The 20,375-nt window shown below is 63.9% G+C and carries 16 protein-coding genes; 7 read left to right on the top strand and 9 right to left on the bottom strand.

All coding sequences use genetic code 11. The features are described from left to right. Positions 1 to 43 precede the first annotated feature (43 nt). Entirely contained in the window at positions 44 to 709 is a 666-nt protein-coding gene (locus AC5STB_RS15120; protein WP_495443633.1) for a sulfotransferase family 2 domain-containing protein, read from the bottom strand. Between the two features lie 145 nt (positions 710 to 854). Further along, entirely contained in the window at positions 855 to 1,778 is a 924-nt protein-coding gene (locus AC5STB_RS15115) for a DMT family transporter (protein ID WP_495443632.1), read from the bottom strand. A 76-nt stretch (positions 1,779 to 1,854) separates the two neighbouring features. Between AC5STB_RS15115 and AC5STB_RS15110 the strand changes: the two genes are divergently transcribed. Both AC5STB_RS15110 and AC5STB_RS15105 read left to right on the top strand, forming a co-directional pair. Continuing rightward, entirely contained in the window at positions 1,855 to 3,483 is a 1,629-nt protein-coding gene (locus tag AC5STB_RS15110; RefSeq protein ID WP_495443631.1) for an AMP-binding protein, read from the top strand. Positions 3,484 to 3,588: 105 nt separating this feature from the next. Further along, on the top strand, positions 3,589 to 4,599 hold the full coding sequence (locus AC5STB_RS15105) for a hypothetical protein (protein WP_495443630.1): 1,011 nt from the start codon (positions 3,589 to 3,591) through the stop codon (positions 4,597 to 4,599). A 110-nt stretch (positions 4,600 to 4,709) separates the two neighbouring features. On the opposite strand, the gene AC5STB_RS15100 is transcribed toward AC5STB_RS15105, so the two are convergent. From AC5STB_RS15100 to AC5STB_RS15075, 6 genes are all read right to left on the bottom strand, one after another. After that, the gene (locus AC5STB_RS15100; protein ID WP_495443629.1) at positions 4,710 to 5,507 is read right to left on the bottom strand and encodes an SPOR domain-containing protein; all 798 of its coding nucleotides are present in this window, start codon (positions 5,505 to 5,507) and stop codon (positions 4,710 to 4,712) included. A gap of 715 nt (positions 5,508 to 6,222) precedes the next feature. Then, entirely contained in the window at positions 6,223 to 6,855 is a 633-nt protein-coding gene (gene upp, locus AC5STB_RS15095; protein ID WP_495443628.1) for a uracil phosphoribosyltransferase, read from the bottom strand. 76 nt (positions 6,856 to 6,931) lie between these two features. Then, positions 6,932 to 8,143 carry a phosphopentomutase gene (locus tag AC5STB_RS15090; RefSeq protein ID WP_495443627.1) on the bottom strand — a complete coding sequence of 404 codons (1,212 nt, stop codon included), beginning with the start codon at positions 8,141 to 8,143 and terminating at the stop codon, positions 6,932 to 6,934. Beyond that, complete coding sequence (locus AC5STB_RS15085) at positions 8,143 to 9,447, bottom strand: thymidine phosphorylase (RefSeq protein WP_495443626.1); 1,305 nt, start codon at positions 9,445 to 9,447, stop codon at positions 8,143 to 8,145. The genes AC5STB_RS15090 and AC5STB_RS15085 overlap by 1 nt, the downstream gene beginning before the upstream one ends. Then, positions 9,447 to 9,884 carry a cytidine deaminase gene (locus tag AC5STB_RS15080; protein ID WP_495444611.1) on the bottom strand — a complete coding sequence of 146 codons (438 nt, stop codon included), beginning with the start codon at positions 9,882 to 9,884 and terminating at the stop codon, positions 9,447 to 9,449. Before AC5STB_RS15080 ends, AC5STB_RS15085 begins: the two co-directional genes overlap by 1 nt. A 48-nt stretch (positions 9,885 to 9,932) precedes the next feature. After that, positions 9,933 to 11,018, bottom strand: coding sequence for a cupin domain-containing protein (locus tag AC5STB_RS15075; RefSeq protein ID WP_495443625.1), 1,086 nt, complete (start codon positions 11,016 to 11,018; stop codon positions 9,933 to 9,935). A 163-nt stretch (positions 11,019 to 11,181) separates the two neighbouring features. Between AC5STB_RS15075 and AC5STB_RS15070 the strand changes: the two genes are divergently transcribed. The 4 genes from AC5STB_RS15070 to AC5STB_RS15055 all read left to right on the top strand — a co-directional run bounded on the left by AC5STB_RS15070 (position 11,182) and on the right by AC5STB_RS15055 (position 17,613). Further along, entirely contained in the window at positions 11,182 to 13,455 is a 2,274-nt protein-coding gene (locus tag AC5STB_RS15070) for an NADP-dependent malic enzyme (RefSeq protein ID WP_495443624.1), read from the top strand. A gap of 45 nt (positions 13,456 to 13,500) precedes the next feature. Next, positions 13,501 to 13,893, top strand: coding sequence for a GFA family protein (locus AC5STB_RS15065; RefSeq protein WP_495443623.1), 393 nt, complete (start codon positions 13,501 to 13,503; stop codon positions 13,891 to 13,893). Between the two features lie 263 nt (positions 13,894 to 14,156). Beyond that, on the top strand, positions 14,157 to 16,046 hold the full coding sequence (gene prpE / locus AC5STB_RS15060; RefSeq protein WP_495443622.1) for a propionate-CoA ligase PrpE: 1,890 nt from the start codon (positions 14,157 to 14,159) through the stop codon (positions 16,044 to 16,046). A 121-nt stretch (positions 16,047 to 16,167) separates the two neighbouring features. Then, entirely contained in the window at positions 16,168 to 17,613 is a 1,446-nt protein-coding gene (locus AC5STB_RS15055; protein WP_495443621.1) for an amidase family protein, read from the top strand. A gap of 463 nt (positions 17,614 to 18,076) precedes the next feature. On the opposite strand, the gene AC5STB_RS15050 is transcribed toward AC5STB_RS15055, so the two are convergent. Further along, a complete protein-coding gene (locus AC5STB_RS15050; RefSeq protein WP_495443620.1) occupies positions 18,077 to 18,838 on the bottom strand; it encodes an NAD kinase in 762 nt (253 codons plus the stop codon). Between the two features lie 169 nt (positions 18,839 to 19,007). Here AC5STB_RS15050 and glyA point away from each other — a divergent pair, with 169 nt between their 5' ends. Continuing rightward, positions 19,008 to 20,303 (top strand): serine hydroxymethyltransferase, encoded by a 1,296-nt coding sequence (gene glyA / locus AC5STB_RS15045; protein ID WP_495443619.1) that lies wholly within the window; start codon positions 19,008 to 19,010, stop codon positions 20,301 to 20,303. Positions 20,304 to 20,375: the final 72 nt, after the last annotated feature.

Below are 20,375 nucleotides of genomic sequence, written 5' to 3'. Positions count from 1 at the left end.
GCCGGATAAGGTCCCGGACAGGCGCTCCCAACGCAGCACTCTGTCACTTGGATAGGAGAGAATCGTTAAAAGAGTATTCAAATTGCGCGATATCCTGTGCGCAGGCGGCGGCAATGGCCTCGGCTGCAGCGGTGTCGTAATAGCTCCGCCAGTCCTGCCGCCGGCCGCTTTCGTTGACCACAGGCAGCTCAAGGGAAAACCCGAGGTGATCAAAGAGCGGCTGCGCGTCAGATAGGAAATGCTCCAGCCGGATGTAAAGCTGGCACTGCTCCCCCCCGTCTGCATGGCGCATATAGGAGGACGCCGGGCTGCCGCGGAACGCTGCGATGATCTCCGGGTGCTGCACGAAGGCGCGGAATCCCAGCGCTTGCGCCAGGCCGATGGCCGGATGATTGAAGCCCTGGCCGCGCAGCCAATGGTAATAGCTTACCGCCCGGTCCCAAGGGTTGCGCACCAGGGTGAAGGCAAACAGCCCGCGCAGAGTTTCCTTTGGCACCAGCCCTTCGATATCGGCCAGGGTGGAGTGTTTCCATAGCCGCCCGCGCGCCTCAGCACCTTTCAGGCGGCGGCGGCGTTTCAGCGCCTTCGGGGTATCCCCCAGCATCATGTCATCCGCCATCGCACGTGCCTCCAGCGCCAGCGCCAGTGCGGTGCCGCCGGTCTTGGGGATGTGAATAAAAACGTACCGGCGGCCTTGGGACAGGATCATGTGCCGACCCTAGGATATTGATCTGCGCAAGGAAATGACGGAATTGCGCCTGCTGCTGCGCGCCTCCCAGCCTCTTTCACCTTTGCGAAAATACTCCGGGGTGAATTGGCCCCCCGGGGCCAAGAGGGGCAGAGCCCCTTCGCTGTTATCTGGAGCGCAGCGCGATTGTCGTGCCGGCGGCAATAATCAGCGCGATCCCCAGCATCTGCCAGATGTTCAGCACCTGTCCCCAATAGGCCCAGGCGACGCCCGGGCCGACAATCATCACCGAGTATTCAAACACAGCGACATAAGATGCCTCGCCCAGCTGGTAGGCCTTGGTGATCAGAAACACCCCGCCCACCGCCGCACAGCCCTGCAGCAGGATCAGGTGCGAGATCTCCCACAGCGGCCAGACCCAGCCGCGAACCGCAAAACCGTCCGCACCGGCAGGCACGTCCTGCGGCCAGATCTCCAGCCCGGACAGCAGCATCGCACCCAGCACGCCTTGTACCAGCAGATAGATGAACAGCATCGCCACCGTGCTTTCGCCCTGGCAGTAGAGGCCGGTTGCCAAAGAGCCGAGCGCATAGAACAGCCCGCCTGCCACCGGCACCAGGATCAGCCAGTTGAAGGCCGCGGGATCAGGCTGCAACACCATCATGACGCCGGCAAAGCCGCCAAGCACCGCAGCAATCCGGATCCAGCCGATCCGCATCCTGAGGAACAGGACGGAAATCACCACGATCAGGATCGGCGAGGTGAACAGCCCGGCCAGCGCCTGGGCAATCGGCATCAGCGCGACGGCGGTGAAATAGAACACCATAGACACCGCCACCAGCACCGCCCGCAAGAGCACCGCCCCGAAGTTGCGGCAGCTGAGGCCGCCCAGCCCTGCCCGCGCCATCAGCAACAGGAACGGCAGTGCGACAAATGTGCGCAACAGGTAGAACTGGCCCAGTCCGATAGTCTCAGCCATCAGCGGCACGGCATTGTCTGTGATGCCGATAATCAGCATGGCCGCGAGCATGGACTGGGCAGCGGCGGGCTGGCTGCCGGCAACGGGGGCGAGGGTTGCTGTTTGTTTCATCCCCTTCCCATTGGCAGCAACTTTCCGCAATATCTGTTCTCTAAGCGACACCAAAGTGATTCAGGGGAGGAAACTGATGGGGTGGATGGCGGATGAAACCGGTCTGGAGAAGACCGCCGCGAATTATGTGCCGCTGTCGCCGCTCAGCCATCTGCAGCGGGCGGTGCAAGTGTTTCCGGACCGTTTGGCGGTCAGCTATGGCAAGCACCGCAAGACCTATGCGGAGTATCACGAACGCTGCACCCGCCTGGCCTCCGGCCTGGTCAAACTGGGGGTGAAGTCCGGCGATGTGGTGGCGACCCTCCTGCCGAACATCCCCGCCCAGGCAGAAGCGCATTTCGGCGTGCCCGCCTGCGGCGCAGTGCTGAACACCATCAACACCCGGCTGGATATGGGCACGGTCGCCTATATATTCGAGCACGGCGAAGCCAAAGCGGTGCTGGTCGATCCGCAGTTCATTGAGTTGGCAGAGGCAGCCGCCGAGGAGATGGACGGCCCTGCCCCCATCCTGATCGAAGTGGCCGACGATCAGGCAACCTGGCACGCCACCGGCCGCCACATGGAATACGAGGCGCTGTTGGCCGGCGGCGACCCGGAGTTCCAGTGGATCTTGCCCGAGGATGAATGGGAAAGCCTGGCGCTGAACTATACCTCCGGCACCACCGGGCGGCCCAAGGGCGTGGTTTACCACCACCGCGGCGCCTACCTGATGACCATGGGCACAGTGGTGTCCTGGCGGATGGTGCTGCACCCGGTTTATCTGACCATCGTGCCGCTGTTTCATTGCAACGGCTGGAACCACACCTGGATGATGCCGCTGGTCGGCGGCACCCTTGTGTGCTGCCGCGATATCAGTGCGCAGAACATCTACAATGCCATCCACTACGAGGGCGTCACCCATTTCGGCGGTGCGCCGATCGTGCTGAACATGATCGTCAATGCGCTGGACGAGGAACGCCGCACCTTTGACCACACAGTGGAGGTTTTCACCGCCGGCGCCCCGCCCGCCCCTGCAACCCTGTCGAAGATCGAAAACCTTGGCTTCAACATCACCCATGTCTACGGGCTGACGGAAACCTTCGGCCATGTTACCGAATGCTACTGGAAGGCGGAGGACTGGGACGATCTGGACAAGGCCGGGATTGCCGCCAAGAAATCCCGGCAGGGTGTCGCGATGCCGATGCTGGAACCTGTGGTGGTGCGTGACAGCGCGCATAAGGTGCTGCCCAGGGACGGCCAGAGCCAGGGGGAGATTGCGCTGCGCGGCAATGTGGTGATGAAGGGCTATCTGAAGAATCCGGAAGCCACCGCGGAGGCCTTCAAGGGCGGCTACTTCAACTCTGGCGATCTGGCGGTGCAGCACCCGGACGGCTACATCCAGATTGCCGACAGGGCCAAGGACATCATCATCTCCGGCGGCGAGAATATCTCCTCTGTCGAGGTGGAGGGCGTACTGATGGCGCACCCCGATGTGCTGCTGGCCGCCGTTGCGGCGATGCCGGACGAGAAATGGGGCGAGGTGCCCTGCGCCTTTGTCGAGCTGAAGCCCGGCGCCGAGGAGGACGCGGCGGCACTGATCAGCTTCACCCGCGAAACCCTGGCAGGCTTTAAGGCCCCCAAGAAAGTGGTGTTTCAGGAGCTGCCCAAGACCTCCACCGGTAAGATCCAGAAGTTCGAATTGAGGAAAATCGCCAAAAACCTGTGACAATTCACGGGGAAACTGCATCCGGGGCGGCAAAGCAAATTGCCGCCCCTGTTTTATGTGATTATTCTGGCACCAACGATAAGCATGGGGGCCGGGGCGGGCTGCATGACAGCATTGAAGGAATTCGAGCGGCTGGAGGCCGCGGGCCTGTGGCGCGCTGATGCGCAGGCGCAAAGGCGCGATGTGATTGTTTCACTGGGCGACGCGACGCTGACGATTGCCAGCATGAACGACCGGCCGCTGGCGCATTGGTCGCTGGCAGCGGTGGAGCGTGCCAATCCGGGTGTATTTCCTGCCCTGTTCCACCCTGACGGCGATCCCGGCGAAACGCTGGAACTGGCGGAGGATGAAACCGCGATGCTGGATGCCATCGCAAAAGTTCAAAATGCCATTGGCAGGTCGCGGGCACGGCCCGGGCGGCTGCGGGCGGTCAGCATCCTGGGCACCTTGGCGCTGGTGCTGGCGCTGCTGGTGCTGTGGCTGCCGGGTGCTGTGACCCGCCATGCGGTCAGCGTGGTGCCGGATGTCAAGCGCAAGGCCATTGGCCAGGCTCTCTTGGGGCGGATCGAGCGGGTTTCCGGCCCGGCCTGCGCGACGCCGGAGGCTGTGCCGATCCTGAAGAAGCTGGCACAGCGCACCGGCGTCCGGCAGCTGGCCATATTGCGGTCCGGCATCCCCGGCAGCCTGAACCTGCCCGGCGGCATCGTACTGCTGAACCGCTCCTTCGTGGAAGATTTTGAGGATCCCGCGGTTGCCGCAGGCGCCATTCTGGCAGAACGTGTCCGTTCCGATACCCATGACCCTATGTCTGAGCTTCTGGAGGCCGGTAGCTTCCTGTCCACAATCAAGTTCCTGACCACTGGCGAGTTGGACCGTACCTCGGTCGATGCCTATTCCGAGGCGACGCTGGCCAGCCCCCGTCTTCAGCTGCCCGATGAGGTGCTGCTGGCGGAGTTTGCCCGGGCGGCCCTGCCCTCCTCCCCTTATGCCTATGCGCTCGACATCACCGGTGAATCGGTGCTGGGGCTGATCGAGGCAGATCCGATGGCCGGCCGCGAGCTGGAGCCTGTGCTGAACGACCGCGACTGGGTGCAGTTGCAGAACATTTGCGGCTAAGCCCGCCCCCCCGGTCGCCTGCTTGGGCTGGCCGCGGGCACGGGACAGCCTCGAAAAGGTAAAAGGCCAGGCTGCAACCCGGCCTTTCCGCGCCTGCCGTGCCGGCTGTGTTACTTGCTGAGACGAGCGCCGCTGAACCCCGCGGCCTGCGTTTTGGCTAAGGCGGCCGCCGCCTGAGTGCTATCGCGGTAGGGTCCTGCCAGAACCACCTTGTAAGGCCGCCCCCTGCGGCTGACAGTGCCCAGCCGGACTGTCAGGCCTGTGGCGGCCAGCCTGCGGGCCGCGGCCATTGCCTGGCTTGCATCCGCATAGGTGGCAGCGCGCACATAGCGCCGTGCCGAGGCGGGTTGCGCAGGCGCTGCGGCCCCGGGCGCGGAGCGGGTGGACAGTTGCAAGCCCATGGGCCGCGCCTCAGCCGGACTGCGGCGCGCCTCGCGCGGCAGTTTGACAACCCTGCGGTCCAGCGGAAGCTGCACCAGTTTGCGCGGCACGCCATTGCTCCAGATCCGCGCCATCTGCGCCTCCCCTTCTGCAGTGCGGCCTCCGCGCAGCGGGTTCATGCGCCCGTCTTCGCGTTCCACCGCCTCATATCCTGCGGGTGCCTTGGCAAAGCCGGTCACCGCAGCGGGCCGCGCCGTCCGCACCGCCCGCTGCGGATTCAGCCGCCCGTCGGTCCAGACCGGGCGGTAGCCCTTGGGCACGGTGAAACTGTTGCTGAGGCGGCGGTCCTGGTAGATGTGCTTTTGCACCACGCGGGTGTTCGGTGTCAGCTTTACCGAGGATTGCGGCCCGCCATAGCTGACAGGCGCCTCGTCCTGCGGGCCGCAGCGCACGCCGGAGGAATTGGTATACTGGCGGCTGATGTCGGAAAGGCCTTTGCAGGCCTCACCGCCTGCCGGTTTCTGCACGGCAGCAGCAGGGGCCGGCGCGGGTTTCGGCGCCACCCGCAAGGTTTTTTGGGGAGCGGGCCTGGGTGCTGCAGGAACTGCCGCAACGGCGGCAGGATTGGCAGAGGCGGCTTGCGGAGTGCGGCGCGGCTTGGCGGTTGTGACGGTTTTGGGCGGTACGCTGGCAGCGGGTGCCGAAGCCGCAGACCGGGGTGCCGGCTTGGCTGCCGCGGATTGGCCGGGCTGCTGGCCGGGTTCCAGCGTGATCAGTTCCGGGGCCGCGGCTGCGGGTGGCTGCCGGGTGGTGCCGGAAAGCCTGGTCGGTGCGAAGCCGCAGAGCTGCTTGCGGGACCGGGTGACCCGCGGAACCCACGCGACATTTCCGTCAATCCCTGCACGGATAAAAACACAGCCGCGGCTGTCAACGTATTGCTTGCCCTTGAACGAGGCAGGCGGGTATTCCGCGGGTGGTCTGGTGTCACGCAGGGTTTGTGCCTGTATCCCTGCAGTGCCTGCAGTCCCCGCGATGATGGCCAGTGCAATAATTCTAGTTATTTTCATTCCTGAGCCCCACAACATATGGCTGCAGGATGCCCGAAGCTGGCCAGCGAGTAAAGATTCCGCGGCAACAATAAGTCCTCAGCCCAGCAAATTTTGCGCGAATTGGGGCCAATTCACTGACGGTCCGGCTAAGAGCGGGCCAAGGCGGTTCTGCTCCGCCTTGGCGCCTGGGAAATCACTTGGTGCCGAACATACGGTCGCCCGCATCGCCGAGGCCGGGCAGGATATACCCCTTTTTGTTCAGTTCCCGGTCCAGAGAGGCCGTAACGATCGGCACATCCGGATGCGTTTCCTTCATCCGCGCCACACCCTCGGGCGAGGCCAGCAGGCACAGGAAACGGATGTTGTTGGCGCCGGCCTCTTTCAGAAGATCAATCGCAGCGGCGGAGCTGTTGCCGGTGGCCAGCATCGGGTCCACGGCAATCACCAGCCGGTCCTTCAATCCTTCCGGCGCCTTGAAGTAATACTGAACCGGCTCCAGGGTTTCCTCGTCGCGGTAGAGGCCGACAAAGCCGACACGGGCCGACGGGATCAGTTCCAGCACACCGTCCAGCATGCCGTTGCCCGCACGCAGGATCGACACCAGCGCCAGTTTCTTGCCCGCAAGGATCGGCGCGTCCATTTCCTCCATCGGGGTTTCGATATTGGTCGTGGTCAGCGGCATTTCGCGGGTGATTTCATAGGCCAGCAGCTGGGTAATCTCGCGCAGCAGGCGGCGGAACCCCGCGGTGGAGGTGCCCTTGTCCCGCATCAAGGTCAGCTTGTGCTGAACAAGCGGGTGATCAACAACGGTCAGGTGGTCGGTCATGGGGCACTCCTATGGTTTGGCTTTCCGCGCTTTTACGGGCTTGGCCGCGGCAGGCAAGCGTGTTTTGACCATGGAGTCAAAGAAAGCTCTTGCCGGGGCCGTGGGCCGGGACGTCCAGATGGGCAGCGATGGAGGCCGCCACATCGGCGAATTTGATCTGCCCGATGGTGCCCGCGTCAAGCCCGGCGATCAGCACCGGCACCTGCTCGCGGGTGTGGTCGGTGCCGGGCCAGCTGGGATCATTGCCGTGATCGGCGGTCAGCAGCAGCATGTCATCCGGGCGCAGTTGCGGCAGCAGGCGGCCCAGTTCCGCGTCGAACCATTCCAGCGCCCGGGCATAGCCGGAGATGTCGCGGGTGTGGCCGTGCATGGTGTCGAACTCGACGAAATTGGCGAAGGTCAGGCTGCCGTCCTCCGCCGTTTCAACCGCATCGAACAGATGCTGCATCAGCTTGGCATCAGAGCCTTTTTTCAGGGTATCGATACCGGTCATGGAGAAGATGTCGCCGATTTTACCAATGGCGTGGACCTTGCCGCCAGCGTCCTGCACCCAGTTGGTCAGAACCGGCGCCGGAGGTGTGATTGCGAAATCACGGCGGTTGGTGGTGCGGGTAAAGCCCTCCTCTGCCGAGCCCAGGAACGGGCGCGCGATGACCCGGCCCACTTTCATGGCGTGCAGCCGCGGAGCAATGGCCTCGCACAGGGCCAGCAGGCGGTCGAGGCCAAAGGTCTCCTCATGCGCGGCGATCTGGAAGACACTGTCTGCGGAGGTATAGCAGATCGGCCGTCCGGTGCGCATGTGTTCGGCGCCCAGATCATCGAGGATCACCGTGCCGGAGGCGTGGCAATTGCCAAGGATGCCGCCGGTACCCGCCTGCTCCGCGACAAAGGCGGCCAGGTCATCGGGAAAGGACGGCGCCTGATCGGGGAAGTAGTGCCAGTCCCAGGGCACCGGCAGGCCTGCCAGCTCCCAATGGCCCGACGGCGTGTCCTTGCCGCGGCTGAGCTCGCGGGCGCAGCCCCAGCGGCCCTGCGGTTTCGTGTCCAATCCCGGGAACGGGACAGAGGACGCCAGCCGCATGGCGGCACCTAGGCCAAGGCGCTCCATGTTCGGGACATGCAACGGACCGCTGCGGCCGTCCTCCGCCTGCCCGGCAGCACAGGCTTGGGTGATATGGGCCAGCGTGTTGGCACCCAGGTCCGGCAGATCGCCGTTGAAGAAAGTGCCGGCATCCGGCGCGCCGCCGATACCGGCGGAGTCCATCACCACAAGGAAGGCACGGGGCATCAGGAGATCCTTTCGTGAACCAGCGGCGGCAGAGTGTCCGGCGCTTCGCCGATGGCGATGGCTGCCAGGAAGGCGGCCTCTGCCATGTCTGCTGCATCATCGCTGGCGGCGTGGATACGGGCAAGAGCGTCCCCTGCCCCGACCTGCCGGCCCAGGCGGACAATGCCAGAGATGCCGACACCGGGATGGATCTTGTCGCTCTCAACCATCCGGCCGCCGCCGAGGGCGACAACCGCCAGGCCAAGCGCCTCGCCGTTCATGGCGGAGACATACCCCCCTGAGGGCGCCCTCACCTCCCGCACCACTTCCGCGCCGGGCAGGTGATCCGGCCATTTCTTGGCAAAGTCCGCAGGTCCGCCCATGGCCGCGATCATCTTGGCAAAGCGCTCAGCCGCGCGGCCATCGGTGAGGGTTGCGGTAATCTTTGCCGCGCCGTCATCTGCATCCGCGGCAAGGCCCGCGTGGGCAAGGAGTTCGCCGCCCAGAATTGCGGTGATCTCTGCCAGCGGTCCGGATGCGCCGCGGGTCAGCACCCGCATCACCTCAGCCACTTCCAGCGCGTTGCCGAGGGCTGGTGCCAGCGGCTGGTTCATGTCGGTGATCAGCGCGGAGGTCTTGCAGCCCGCGGCATTGGCCGTATCGCACAGCGACTGCGCCAGCGCGCGGGCGTCATCGGCGGTCTTCATGAAGGCGCCGGAGCCGATCTTGACGTCCAGCACCAGCGCATCCGGGGAGGCGGCCAGTTTCTTGGAGAGGATCGAGGCAGTGATAAGGTCGAGGCTTTCCACCGTCGCGGTCACGTCGCGGATCGCATAGAGCCGCTTGTCCGCAGGCGCAATCTGCGCGGTGGCACCAACGATGGCACACCCCATGTCCCGCATCATCCGGCGCAGGTGGTCTTCACTGACGCTGGTGGAGACACCGGGGATTGCCTCAAGCTTGTCCAGCGTGCCGCCGGTGTGGCCGAGCCCGCGGCCGGAAATCATCGGCACATAGGCGCCGCAGGCCGCCAGCGCCGGCGCCAGCAGCAGCGACACGCAATCGCCCACACCGCCGGTCGAGTGCTTGTCCAGCACCGGGCCGTCCAGATCCCAGGTCAGCACCTCGCCGGTGTCGCGCATGGCCAGCGTCAGGGCGCGGCGGCCCTCAACGCTCAGGCCCTGCAAGCAGACCGCCATGGCAAAAGCCCCGGCCTGGGCGTCCGACACTGCGCCGCTGGCCAGGCCTTCGGCAAACCAGCGCAGCGCGTCCTCGCCGGGTGTTTCACCGCGCCTGAGCGTTGCATTGATGGCGCGGGCGTCCATCAGGTACGCTCCATATGGTCCGCGTCAAAAGCGCCGGGCAGCAGGTCACCGACGGTGGTTTCCTGTTCATCGCCATCGGTGGTGGCCATGATGACCTTCACATCGCTGCCGGCGAATTCCTTGATCTTCTGGCGGCAGCCGCCGCAGGGCGTGATCGGGGTCGGGCAGTCGGCGATCACATAGACCTCCGCCAGTTCTTTCTCCCCCGCAGCCACCATGGAGGCGATGGCGCCGGCCTCGGCACAGGTGCCTTCTGGATAAGCGACGTTTTCGACGTTGCAACCCACATAGATCTGGCCGGAAGCGGAACGTATAGCGGCGCCGACCTTGAAGTTGGAATAAGGCGCGTGGGCGTTTTCGCGAACGGCGGCGGCGGCGGTTCTGAGGCTCATGGCGATTCCCCGATTTTTGATCATTTGGTCAAGATGCCGCAGGATAGCTGAATTGCTCCGGGGAGCGGAAGCCCCCGGGATGCAGTTCTTTGCTCAGGCCAATGTGGTGTTAAACACCCCCGGAAGCGTCACCTCCAGCAACTCCACATCATCAGACGGCGCGTTGAGGCGCGTCTTCATGCCCGGTGGGATCACAAAGGCGTCGCCTTGCTCCAGCCTGCAGGGTTCGCGCCCCTCGCCCTCCAGCGTCACCTCGCCGTTCATCACAAAGGTGAAGTGAATGTCGGTGTCATGCGCGGCCCATTGCGGATCGCCCTCCCCCCGGCGCACCACCTGCACGCCCGCGACACCCTTGGTGTTATCCGCAATCGTGGTGTCACGGCAGATGTAGCCCGGCAGGCGGAACGGCACCCATTCTGCCCCCTCCGCCTTATTGTAGACAAACCGCTGGCCCTGCCATTCCCGTTCAGGGCGGCAGTGCGGCGTGGGCAGCGTCATCTCGTGGTCGATCTCGGTCACATGCTCGGCCGGGACGCCGATCTCGATCACCTGCACGTTGTCGCTGGCCTCCAGCACCCGGTGGCGGATTTCCGGCGGCTGGATGAAACAGTCGCCCGCGGTCAGACGCATCTTTTCGCCCTGATCCTCGTAAACCACATCGACCCAGCCGTGAATGCAGAAGATCAGCTGGAACCCGACCCGGTGGAAATGCACCATGTCCGGCACCGGGCCGCCGTCGGGGATGCGGATGTGGCTGGCGATGATCGACCCGCCCAGCCGGTCCGGCACCAGGTCGCGGTAGTGCATGCCTGCGCGGCCGATGATCCACGGGGCCTGATCCTTGAGACGGCGGACCACGAAGCTGTGCACCGTCTCCGGCATCACCATTGGCGGATGGCGCTCCTCAATCTCGATCTTCGTGCCGTTGGGCGCGGTCAGGCGGCGCTGGCCTTCGGCAAATCCATCAGGATCTTCAGTCAGAATGCGGATTGTGCCGGGGCTTTCCTGCGCCCCTTTTTCAACCCGCAGCCGCAGGCCGTGGCCGGAAAACACCGCAACACTCGGATCATCCGCCGGATAGATCATATCCATCTTCATACCCAAGACCTTGGTATAAAATGGAATATCATTACGCAGTTCATCCGTTGGCAGACGGAACTCGGCGACTGTCTCGCTCATCTTGCACTCCCTGTTCTATTGGCAGGAGAGTGAGCCTGCGGCAGGGTTTATGCAAGAACCCGCCGCCCGCACTGCCGCCGCGTCCGTTTGCGTCAGTTTGGGCTATGTTTCCGGCAGAAAAAATGGTTTAACACTAAACAATACCCTTCCCGAGGAGCGCCAGATGTCCGATTCACAGAACCTGCGCCAAGCCGCACTCAACTATCACGAGTTTCCCCGCCCCGGTAAGCTGGAGATCCGTGCGACCAAGCCGATGGCAAACGGGCGCGATCTGGCCCGCGCTTATTCGCCCGGCGTGGCGGAGGCCTGCACCGAGATCAAAGCGGATGCGGCCAACGCCGCCCGTTATACCTCCCGCGGGAATCTGGTTGCGGTTGTGTCCAACGGCTCTGCGGTTCTGGGACTGGGCAACATCGGCGCGCTGGCATCCAAGCCGGTGATGGAGGGCAAAGCGGTCCTTTTCAAGAATTTTGCAGGCATCGATTGTTTCGACATCGAGGTGAACGAAAGCGATCCGGAGAAGCTGGCTGATATCGTCTGCTCGCTGGAGCCGACGTTCGGCGCCATTAATCTGGAAGACATCAAGGCGCCGGACTGCTTTGTGGTCGAGAAGCTGTGCCGCGAACGGATGAACATCCCGGTCTTCCACGACGACCAGCACGGCACTGCAATTGTCGTGGGTGCTGCGGCCAAGAACGCCCTGCATGTGGCCGGAAAGTCGTTTGAGGAGATCAAAATCGTCTCCACCGGCGGCGGCGCGGCGGGCATTGCTTGCCTCAACATGCTGGTGAAGCTGGGCGTGAAGCGCGAAAACATCTGGCTGTGCGACATCCACGGACTGGTTTATGAGGGCCGCGAAGAGGACATGAACCCGCAGAAGGCGGCGTTTGCCCAGGCCTCTGAACTGCGCGCGCTGGATGAGGTGATGGACGGCGCCGATCTGTTCCTGGGCCTGTCCGGCCCCAATGTGCTGAAGCCGGAAATGGTGGCCAAGATGGCGGAGCGTCCGATCATCTTTGCACTCGCCAACCCGACGCCGGAGATCATGCCGGAGGCCGCGCGAAAAGTGGCGCCCGAGGCGATCATCGCCACCGGCCGCAGCGATTTCCCCAATCAGGTCAACAACGTGCTGTGCTTCCCGTTCATCTTTCGCGGGGCCCTGGATGTGGGCGCGACCGAGATCAATGACGAGATGCAAATCGCCTGCGTCGACGGCATTGCGGAGCTGGCCCGCGCCACCACCTCGGCCGAGGCCGCGGCGGCCTACAAGGGCGAGCAGCTGACCTTCGGCGCCGACTACCTGATCCCGAAACCGTTTGATCCGCGGCTGGTGGCCGTGGTGTCTTCGGCCGTGGCGCAGGCGGCGATGGAAAGCGGCGTGGCAACCCGGCCGATCGAGAATATCGAGGCCTATAAGCAGAAGCTGAACCAGACCGTGTTCAAGTCGGCGCTGCTGATGAAACCGGTGTTCGAAGCCGCGCGCGCCGCCGCCCGCCGGATCGTATTCAGCGAGGGCGAGGATGAGCGGGTGCTGCGCGCCGCACAGGCCATCCTTGAGGAAACCACCGAGACTCCGATCCTGATCGGCCGCCCCGAGGTGATCGAACGGCGTTGCGAGCGGCTGGGGCTGGACGTGCGCCCGGGCCGCGATTTCCAGCTGGTGAACCCGGAAAACGATCCGCGCTATTACGACTATTGGAACAGCTATCACAAGGTGATGCAGCGCCGCGGGGTAACCCCGGACCTGGCCAAGGCGATCATGCGCACAAACACCACCGCGATCGGTGCCATCATGGTGCACCGCGGCGAGGCGGACAGCCTAATCTGCGGCACCTTCGGCGAATACCGCTGGCACCTGAACTATGTGCAGCAGGTTCTGGGCGGCAACAGCTATTCCCCGCACGGGGCGCTGTCGATGATGATCCTGGAGGACGGCCCCCTGTTCATTGCCGACACCCATGTGCGGATCGAACCGGCGCCGGAGCAGATTGCCGAAACCGTAATCGGTGCGGCCCGCCACGTGCGCCGTTTCGGGATCGAGCCGAAGATTGCGCTGTGCTCGCAGTCGCAGTTCGGCAATATCGCCTGCGACACCGGCAGCCGCCTGCGGGACGCGCTGCAGATCCTCGACGACAAGCGCCGCGACTTTGCCTACGAGGGTGAGATGAACATCGACACCGCGCTGGACCCGGAACTGCGGGCGCGGATCTTCCCCAATTCGCGGCTGGAGGGCTCGGCGAATGTGCTGATCTTCGCCCATGCCGATGCGGCCTCAGGTGTGCGCAACATTCTCAAGATGCGGGCCGGCGGGCTGGAGGTCGGGCCGATCCTGATGGGCATGGGCAACCGCGCCCATATCGTCTCCCCCTCAATCACCGCCCGCGGGCTGCTGAACATGGCTGCCATTGCCGGCACGCCGGTGGCGCACTACGGTTAACCCCGGCGGCCCCATTTGCTGGCCGCCCGTCCAGGGAGGCCGGATATGAGAGGGCATTGCCACTGCGGCGCAGTGCATTGGGAGAGCCAGGCCGAGGCGGCCTGGAGCTGCTACTGCCACTGCGCCGATTGCCGCCGCAATTGCGCGGCACCTGTCACCGCGTTTTTCGGGCTGCCGCATGAGGCGGTGGAATGGTCCGGTGCGGAACCGAAGGTCTACAATTCGTCTGAGGGGGTACAGCGGTTGTTCTGCGGCGCCTGCGGCACCCAGATGGCCTATCGCACGGCCCGCGATCCGGTGAACATCCACCTTTATACCGCGACGCTGGAAAGCCCCAGCCAGATGCCGCCCAAATTCCATGTGTTCCATTCCGACCATGTGAGCTGGCTGGAGCTGAAAGACAGCCTGCCCCGCTATGCCAAATCCTCAGGCGGGTGATTCCCGGCGGCTGACCCGGACACGCTGCGCGTGGATTTGCAAGTTTGCAATCCCGTGGCGGCTTTCCGGAATATTCTGCAGCAAACACCACTTTGCAAAGCGGGCGGAGTGCAAACCGGCCCAGGCCTGTAAATCCGGTAAATCATCCGCGAAAATCCGGCCAAAACCTGTAAATTCCTTGACGAACCTTGCGTGAAGACGCGGCAAAACTTGCCCGGCCGCCGCTTTGTCGCCTACGCAAAAGGCAGGAGGAGATGAACACCATGGGATATCAGGATATTTACGCCGCCTGGAAACAGGATCCGGAAGGCTTCTGGATGGAGGCCGCCCAGTCGATCAGCTGGGACGAAGCCCCGAAGCAGGCCCTTTTTGACAACGGTGGAGATCTTTACGAGTGGTTTGCCGATGCCAAGGTGAACACCTGCTACAACGCCGTTGACCGCCATGTCGAACAGGGCCGCGGCGAGCAGACCGCGATCATCTATGACAGCCCGGTTACCCATACCAAGCGCGAAATCTCCTATGTTGAATTGCGCAACCGCGTCGCCACCCTGGCCGGTGCACTGCGCGCCAAGGGCGTGGAGAAAGGCGACCGGGTCATCATCTACATGCCGATGATCCCAGAGGCGCTGGAGGCTATGCTGGCCTGCGCCCGCATTGGTGCTGTGCATTCGGTGGTGTTCGGCGGCTTTGCGTCCAACGAGTTGGCTGTGCGGATCGACGATGCCAAGCCCAAGGCGATCATCGCCGCCTCCTGCGGGATCGAGCCGGGCCGGATCGTGCATTACAAGCCGCTCTTGGACGGCGCTATCGACATGGCCGCGCACAAGCCTGATTTCTGTGTGATTTTCCAGCGCGAGCAGGAAGTGGCTGATCTGGTGCCAGGCCGTGATGTGAACTGGCATGGTTTTCAGTACGGCGTGGAGCCGGCCGAATGTGTGCCGGTTGAGGGCAACCATCCCTCCTATATCCTTTATACCTCCGGCACCACTGGCCAGCCCAAGGGGGTGATCCGCCACACCGCAGGTCAGCTGGTTGCGCTGAACTGGACGATGAAAAACATCTACAATGTAGAGCCGGGTGATGTGTTCTGGGCAGCCTCGGACGTGGGCTGGGTCGTGGGCCACAGCTACATTTGCTACGGGCCGCTGATCCACGGCAACACCACCATCGTGTTCGAAGGCAAGCCGGTCGGCACGCCGGATGCGGGCACCTTCTGGCGGGTGATCTCGGAGCACAAGGTCAAGAGCTTCTTCACCGCCCCCACCGCCTTCCGCGCGGTAAAGCGGGAGGATCCGAAGGGCGAGTTCGTCAAGAAGTACGACCTGAGCTGCCTCAGCCAAGTCTATTTGGCTGGTGAGCGTGCTGATCCCGACACCATTACCTGGGCGCAGGAACAGCTGAAGGTTCCGGTGGTCGATCACTGGTGGCAGACCGAAACCGGCTGGTCAATTGCCGCGAACCCCCTCGGCGTAGAGGAATTGCCGACCAAGCTCGGCTCCCCCGCCGTTCCGATGCCCGGATATGACGTTGAGATTCTGGATGAAGGCGGCAACCCGGTTGCCCCGGGAGAGCTGGGCGCGATTGCGGTGAAACTGCCGCTGCCGCCGGGCACTCTGCCGACCCTGTGGAATGCTGAGGACCGCTTCAAGAAAAGCTACCTGACCACTTTCCCCGGCTTTTACGAGACCGGCGATGCCGGCATGAAGGACGAGGACGGCTACCTCTACATCATGGCGCGCACCGATGATGTCATCAACGTAGCGGGCCACCGGCTGTCGACCGGCGGTATGGAAGAAGTGCTGGCAGGCCACCCGGATGTCGCTGAATGCGCGGTGATCGGCGTGGCGGACAGCCTCAAGGGCCAGATGCCGGTCGGCTTCCTCTGCCTCAACTCAGGCGCGGGCCGCGACCATGGCGAAGTGGCGGCTGAGGTTGTGAAGCTGGTGCGCGAAAAGATCGGCCCGGTGGCCGCCTTCAAGCTGGCTGTTGTGGTGGACCGGCTGCCCAAGACCCGGTCCGGCAAAATCCTGCGCGGCACCATGGTGAACATCGCCGATGGCACACCGTGGAAGATGCCCGCCACCATCGACGACCCAGCGGTGCTGGACGAAATCACCGCGGCGCTGCAGTCCATCGGCTACGCCAAATAGCCGTCGCACTTCCCGGCACAGGAGGCAGCCCGGAGCCCTCTCAGGATTCCGGCTGCCTGCCGTCCGGTTTCGCTTGCAACTCCGCCCTGCCCGCCTAGGCTGCAGCCAGGGAGGCTGGAGCATGACACAACCGGACATCTGGCAGCTGAGCGCCACGGAGCTCACCTCACTGACCCGCACGGGCGGGCTGAGCGCGGAGGCCGCAGTCCAGGCCGCCATTGATCGGATGAATGCGGTCAATCCGGCCTTGAATGCAGTGGTCGAGGACCTGAGCACCGAGGCGCTGGAACGCGCCTGCGCCCTGGACAAGGCGCGCGCAGATGGCGCGGAACCTGGCCCGCTGCACGGAGTGCCGGTCACCATCAAGATCAACGTGGACCAAGCGGGCCACGCCACCTCCAACGGCGTCACCGCGCTGAAAGACCTGATCGCCCCGGCAGATGCGCCAGTAGTGGAGAACCTTCACAAGGCCGGTGCGGTGGTGATCGGGCGCACCAACACGCCAGAGTTCTCGTTCCGGGCTGATACCGACAACCCGCTGCATGGCCGCACCCATAACCCCTGGGGGCAGCACATCTCTCCAGGCGGCTCGTCCGGCGGCGCGGGCGCTGCGGTGATGGCCGGAATCGGGGCGCTGGCCCATGGAAACGACATCGGTGGCTCCCTGCGCTTTCCAGCCGCTGCCAATGGCGCGGTCACGGTAAAGCCGGGTCTGGGCCGGGTACCGGCCTGGAACCCCAGCCAGACGGCGGAACGCGGGCTGCTGGCGCAGCTGATGTCCGTGCAGGGGCTGATCGCCCGCAGCGCTGAAGACTTGCACCTTTCGATGCCATCGCTGATTGCCCCGGACCCGCGCGACCCGTTCCATGTGCCGATGGCCTGGCGCGGTGCAGCTCTGGATGGCCCCATCAAGGTCGCCCTTACCAAGAACACACACGGCTATGATCTGCACCCCGAGGTGGAAGCGGCGCTGAATTTCGCCCGCGATGCGCTGAGCGATGCGGGTTATCTGGTCGAAGAAGTTGAACCCCCCAGTGTTTTTGACGCTGGGCGCACCGGCTACCGGGCGCTGATGGGCGAGATCTATGCGCTGATGAAGGATGACGTGGATACCGCCGGATCGCAAACCGTGCGCGATATCTTTGCCGTCTATTTCCAGGAGTTCCCGCCTTTTGCCGGGGATGAACTGCTGCAGGTGATGGCCAAGCGCACCCATTACGCACGGGCCTGGTCACTGTTCATGGAGGACTACCCGCTGGTGTTGTCGCCTTTCCTGCCGCAGCCGTTTTTTAAGCCTGACCGCGACACCGAAGGCGCAGAGGGCGTGCATGAGGTGCTGGGCTGCGCGGTCTATTCCTATGCGATGAACTTTCTGGGCCTGCCTGCGGCGTCGGTCCCGGCCCGGCTGGCCGCGCTGCCCAAGGGTGAGCAGCCGATCAATGTGCAGATCGCTGCCCGGCGCTGGCGCGAGGACCTGGCAGTGGATGCCTGCGCCGCTATTGAGGCCCGCGCCGGCCGCATGTGCGTGCCGCTGTGGCAGAAAATGGCTGCAAACAGCACCGCCTGACACGGCTGACCGGCACGGGCAGGCTGCCGTGGCGGCCTTAGGGTCCATTCTGTGATTGCAACACCGGTGATAGCCAGGCCGGGCTTGACCCGGATCGCCTCTGGACACATTCCGCCGGCGGTTTAGCCGTCACAAGGCGCCGGCTGCCGTCCTGCTGCCCGTGGACGGCACGGCCGGGTCCGGCGCCCGGGAACGGTTTGGACCGCTCCCGGGGGACTTGTTTACCCAAGCCACTCGCTACATCCGGCGCTTGACCAGCCGCACCCGGGCGCCCCGCGCACAGGCGCAGAGAGACCGGGCGTGTCCGGCGGGAACAACAAAACTGGAACGCACTAAAACTGCCGGTACGGCACCCGGGCCTCGCAGCCCGGGGGCAAACGCCGATCACACTTGCCTGTGGGTAAATCTTTGCACTGAAATCTTACCGGGAAGTTCACAAAGGCGTAAACACACCATTAAACGATCACGTAAACTGCTCGGAAATAAGTCTTTCCTCCAGCCCATGACCAGGATCGAACAGGATTTTGTGCCGAATTTGCGTATCGGTTCGGATTTCGACCCAATCAATATCGGCTACGGAAATCGAGTCCGCATCTGCCATCACCGGACGCTTGTCCGCCTCCAGCACGTCAAACCGCACCATCGCGTTGCTGGGCAGCAGCGCCCCGCGCCAGCGCCGGGGGCGGAAGGCGGCAATGGCGGTCAGCGCCAGCACATCGGACCCGATCGGCAGGATCGGGCCATGGGCGGAGTAGTTGTAGGCGGTGGAACCTGCCGGGGTGGAGACCAGCGCGCCGTCGCAGACCAGCTCCTCCATCCGGATGCGCCCATCCACCGAAATCCGCAGCCGCGCCGCTTGCGGGCCTGCGCGCAGCAGCGAGACCTCGTTGATGGCCAGCGCCTTGTGCACCTCGCCGCGGCGGTCCATCGCAGTCATCGACAACGGGTTGATGATTTCCTGTACGGCTTCTTCCAGCCGCTCGATCAACCCCTCTGCACGGTATTCGTTCATCAGGAACCCGACCGTGCCGCGGTTCATGCCATAGACCGGCGCCGGGTGATCCACCATCGTGTGCAGGGTGCGCAGCATAAAACCGTCACCGCCAAGGGCTACGATCACATCAGCCTGTTCCGGGGGGACATGGCCATAGCGGCGGCTCAGTTCGTTCAGCGCTTCCTGAGCGACGCCGGCCTCGCTGGCCAGAAAGGCGATTCTCAAACTCATGAAATCTGTTTCCGGTATTAGGCATCTGGTTCCGAAACAATCACAGCTTTCCGCCGATGGCCATAGTTGCCGTTCTGTCGCAGGGAAATGTCGCTTTACAGTCTTCCTGCGCAAGGATGTTTCCTATAGGAAATCTCTCAATTCTGATCCCTACTCCAACGGAGCCACCATGACTGAAGCGACCCGTGACACCGGCTTTTTCACCCAATCCCTCTCTGAGCGCGATCCTGAACTTTATGCCTCGATCACGGCGGAGCTGGGCCGCCAGCGCGACGAGATCGAGCTGATTGCGTCTGAGAACATCGTCTCTGCCGCAGTGATGGAAGCGCAAGGATCCGTGCTGACCAACAAGTATGCCGAAGGCTACCCGGGACGGCGCTACTATGGCGGCTGCCAGTATGTCGACGTGGCCGAAAACCTGGCCATCGACCGCGCCAAGGCGCTGTTCGGCTGTGAGTTCGCCAACGTGCAGCCGAACTCCGGCAGCCAGGCCAACCAGGGCGTGTTCCAGGCGCTGATCCAGCCCGGCGACACCATCCTCGGCATGGATCTGGCCTCCGGCGGCCACCTGACCCATGGTGCGCGCCCCAACCAGTCCGGCAAATGGTTCAACGCGGTGCATTACGGTGTGCGCGAAAGCGACAACCTGATCGATTACGACCAGATCCAGGCGCTGGCAAACGAGCACCAGCCGAAGCTGATCATCGCCGGCGGCTCCGCCATCCCGCGCCAGATCGACTTTGCCAAATTCCGTGAAATCGCGGACAGCGTCGGCGCCTATTTCATGGTCGACATGGCCCATATCGCAGGCCTGATCGCCGCGGGCGAGCATCCCTCGCCGTTCCCGCATGCGCATGTGGCCACCACCACCACCCACAAGACCCTGCGCGGGCCCCGCGGCGGCATGATCGTGACCAACGACGAAGCCATCGCCAAGAAGGTGAACTCGGCGATCTTCCCGGGCATCCAGGGCGGCCCGCTGATGCATGTGATCGCGGGCAAGGCCGCGGCCTTCGGCGAGGCGCTGAAGCCGGAGTTCAAGGCCTACCAGAAGCAGGTCAAGGCCAACGCAGCGGCGCTGGCGGACCAGCTGATCCAGGGCGGCCTGGACATCGTCACCGGCGGCACCGACACCCATGTCATGCTGGTCGACCTGCGCCCCAAGGGCGTCACCGGCAACATCGCCGACAAGGCACTGGGCCGGGCCCATATCACCACCAACAAGAACGGCATCCCGTTCGACCCGGAAAAGCCCACCGTGACCTCCGGCCTGCGCCTGGGCACGCCCGCCGGCACCACCCGCGGCTTCGGCGAAGGTGAGTTCCGCCAGATCGCCGACCTGATCATCGAGGTGATCGACGGGCTGGCCGCCAACGGTGAAGAGGGCAACGCGGATGTGGAAGCCTCCGTCCGCGCCAAGGTCGCGGATCTCTGCGCCAGGTTCCCGCTCTATCCGAACCTGTAAGAGCCCGACGAATTGAAGAAATCCAACCGCCGCAGCTTGAATGGTTGCGGCGGTTTTGTTTTGACAGCCTTC

Source organism: Leisingera sp. CC-HEC093 (assembly GCF_059429195.1).
The sequence above is the reverse complement of the archived record's forward strand: the minus strand, read 5'-3'. Positions and strand labels throughout refer to the sequence as shown.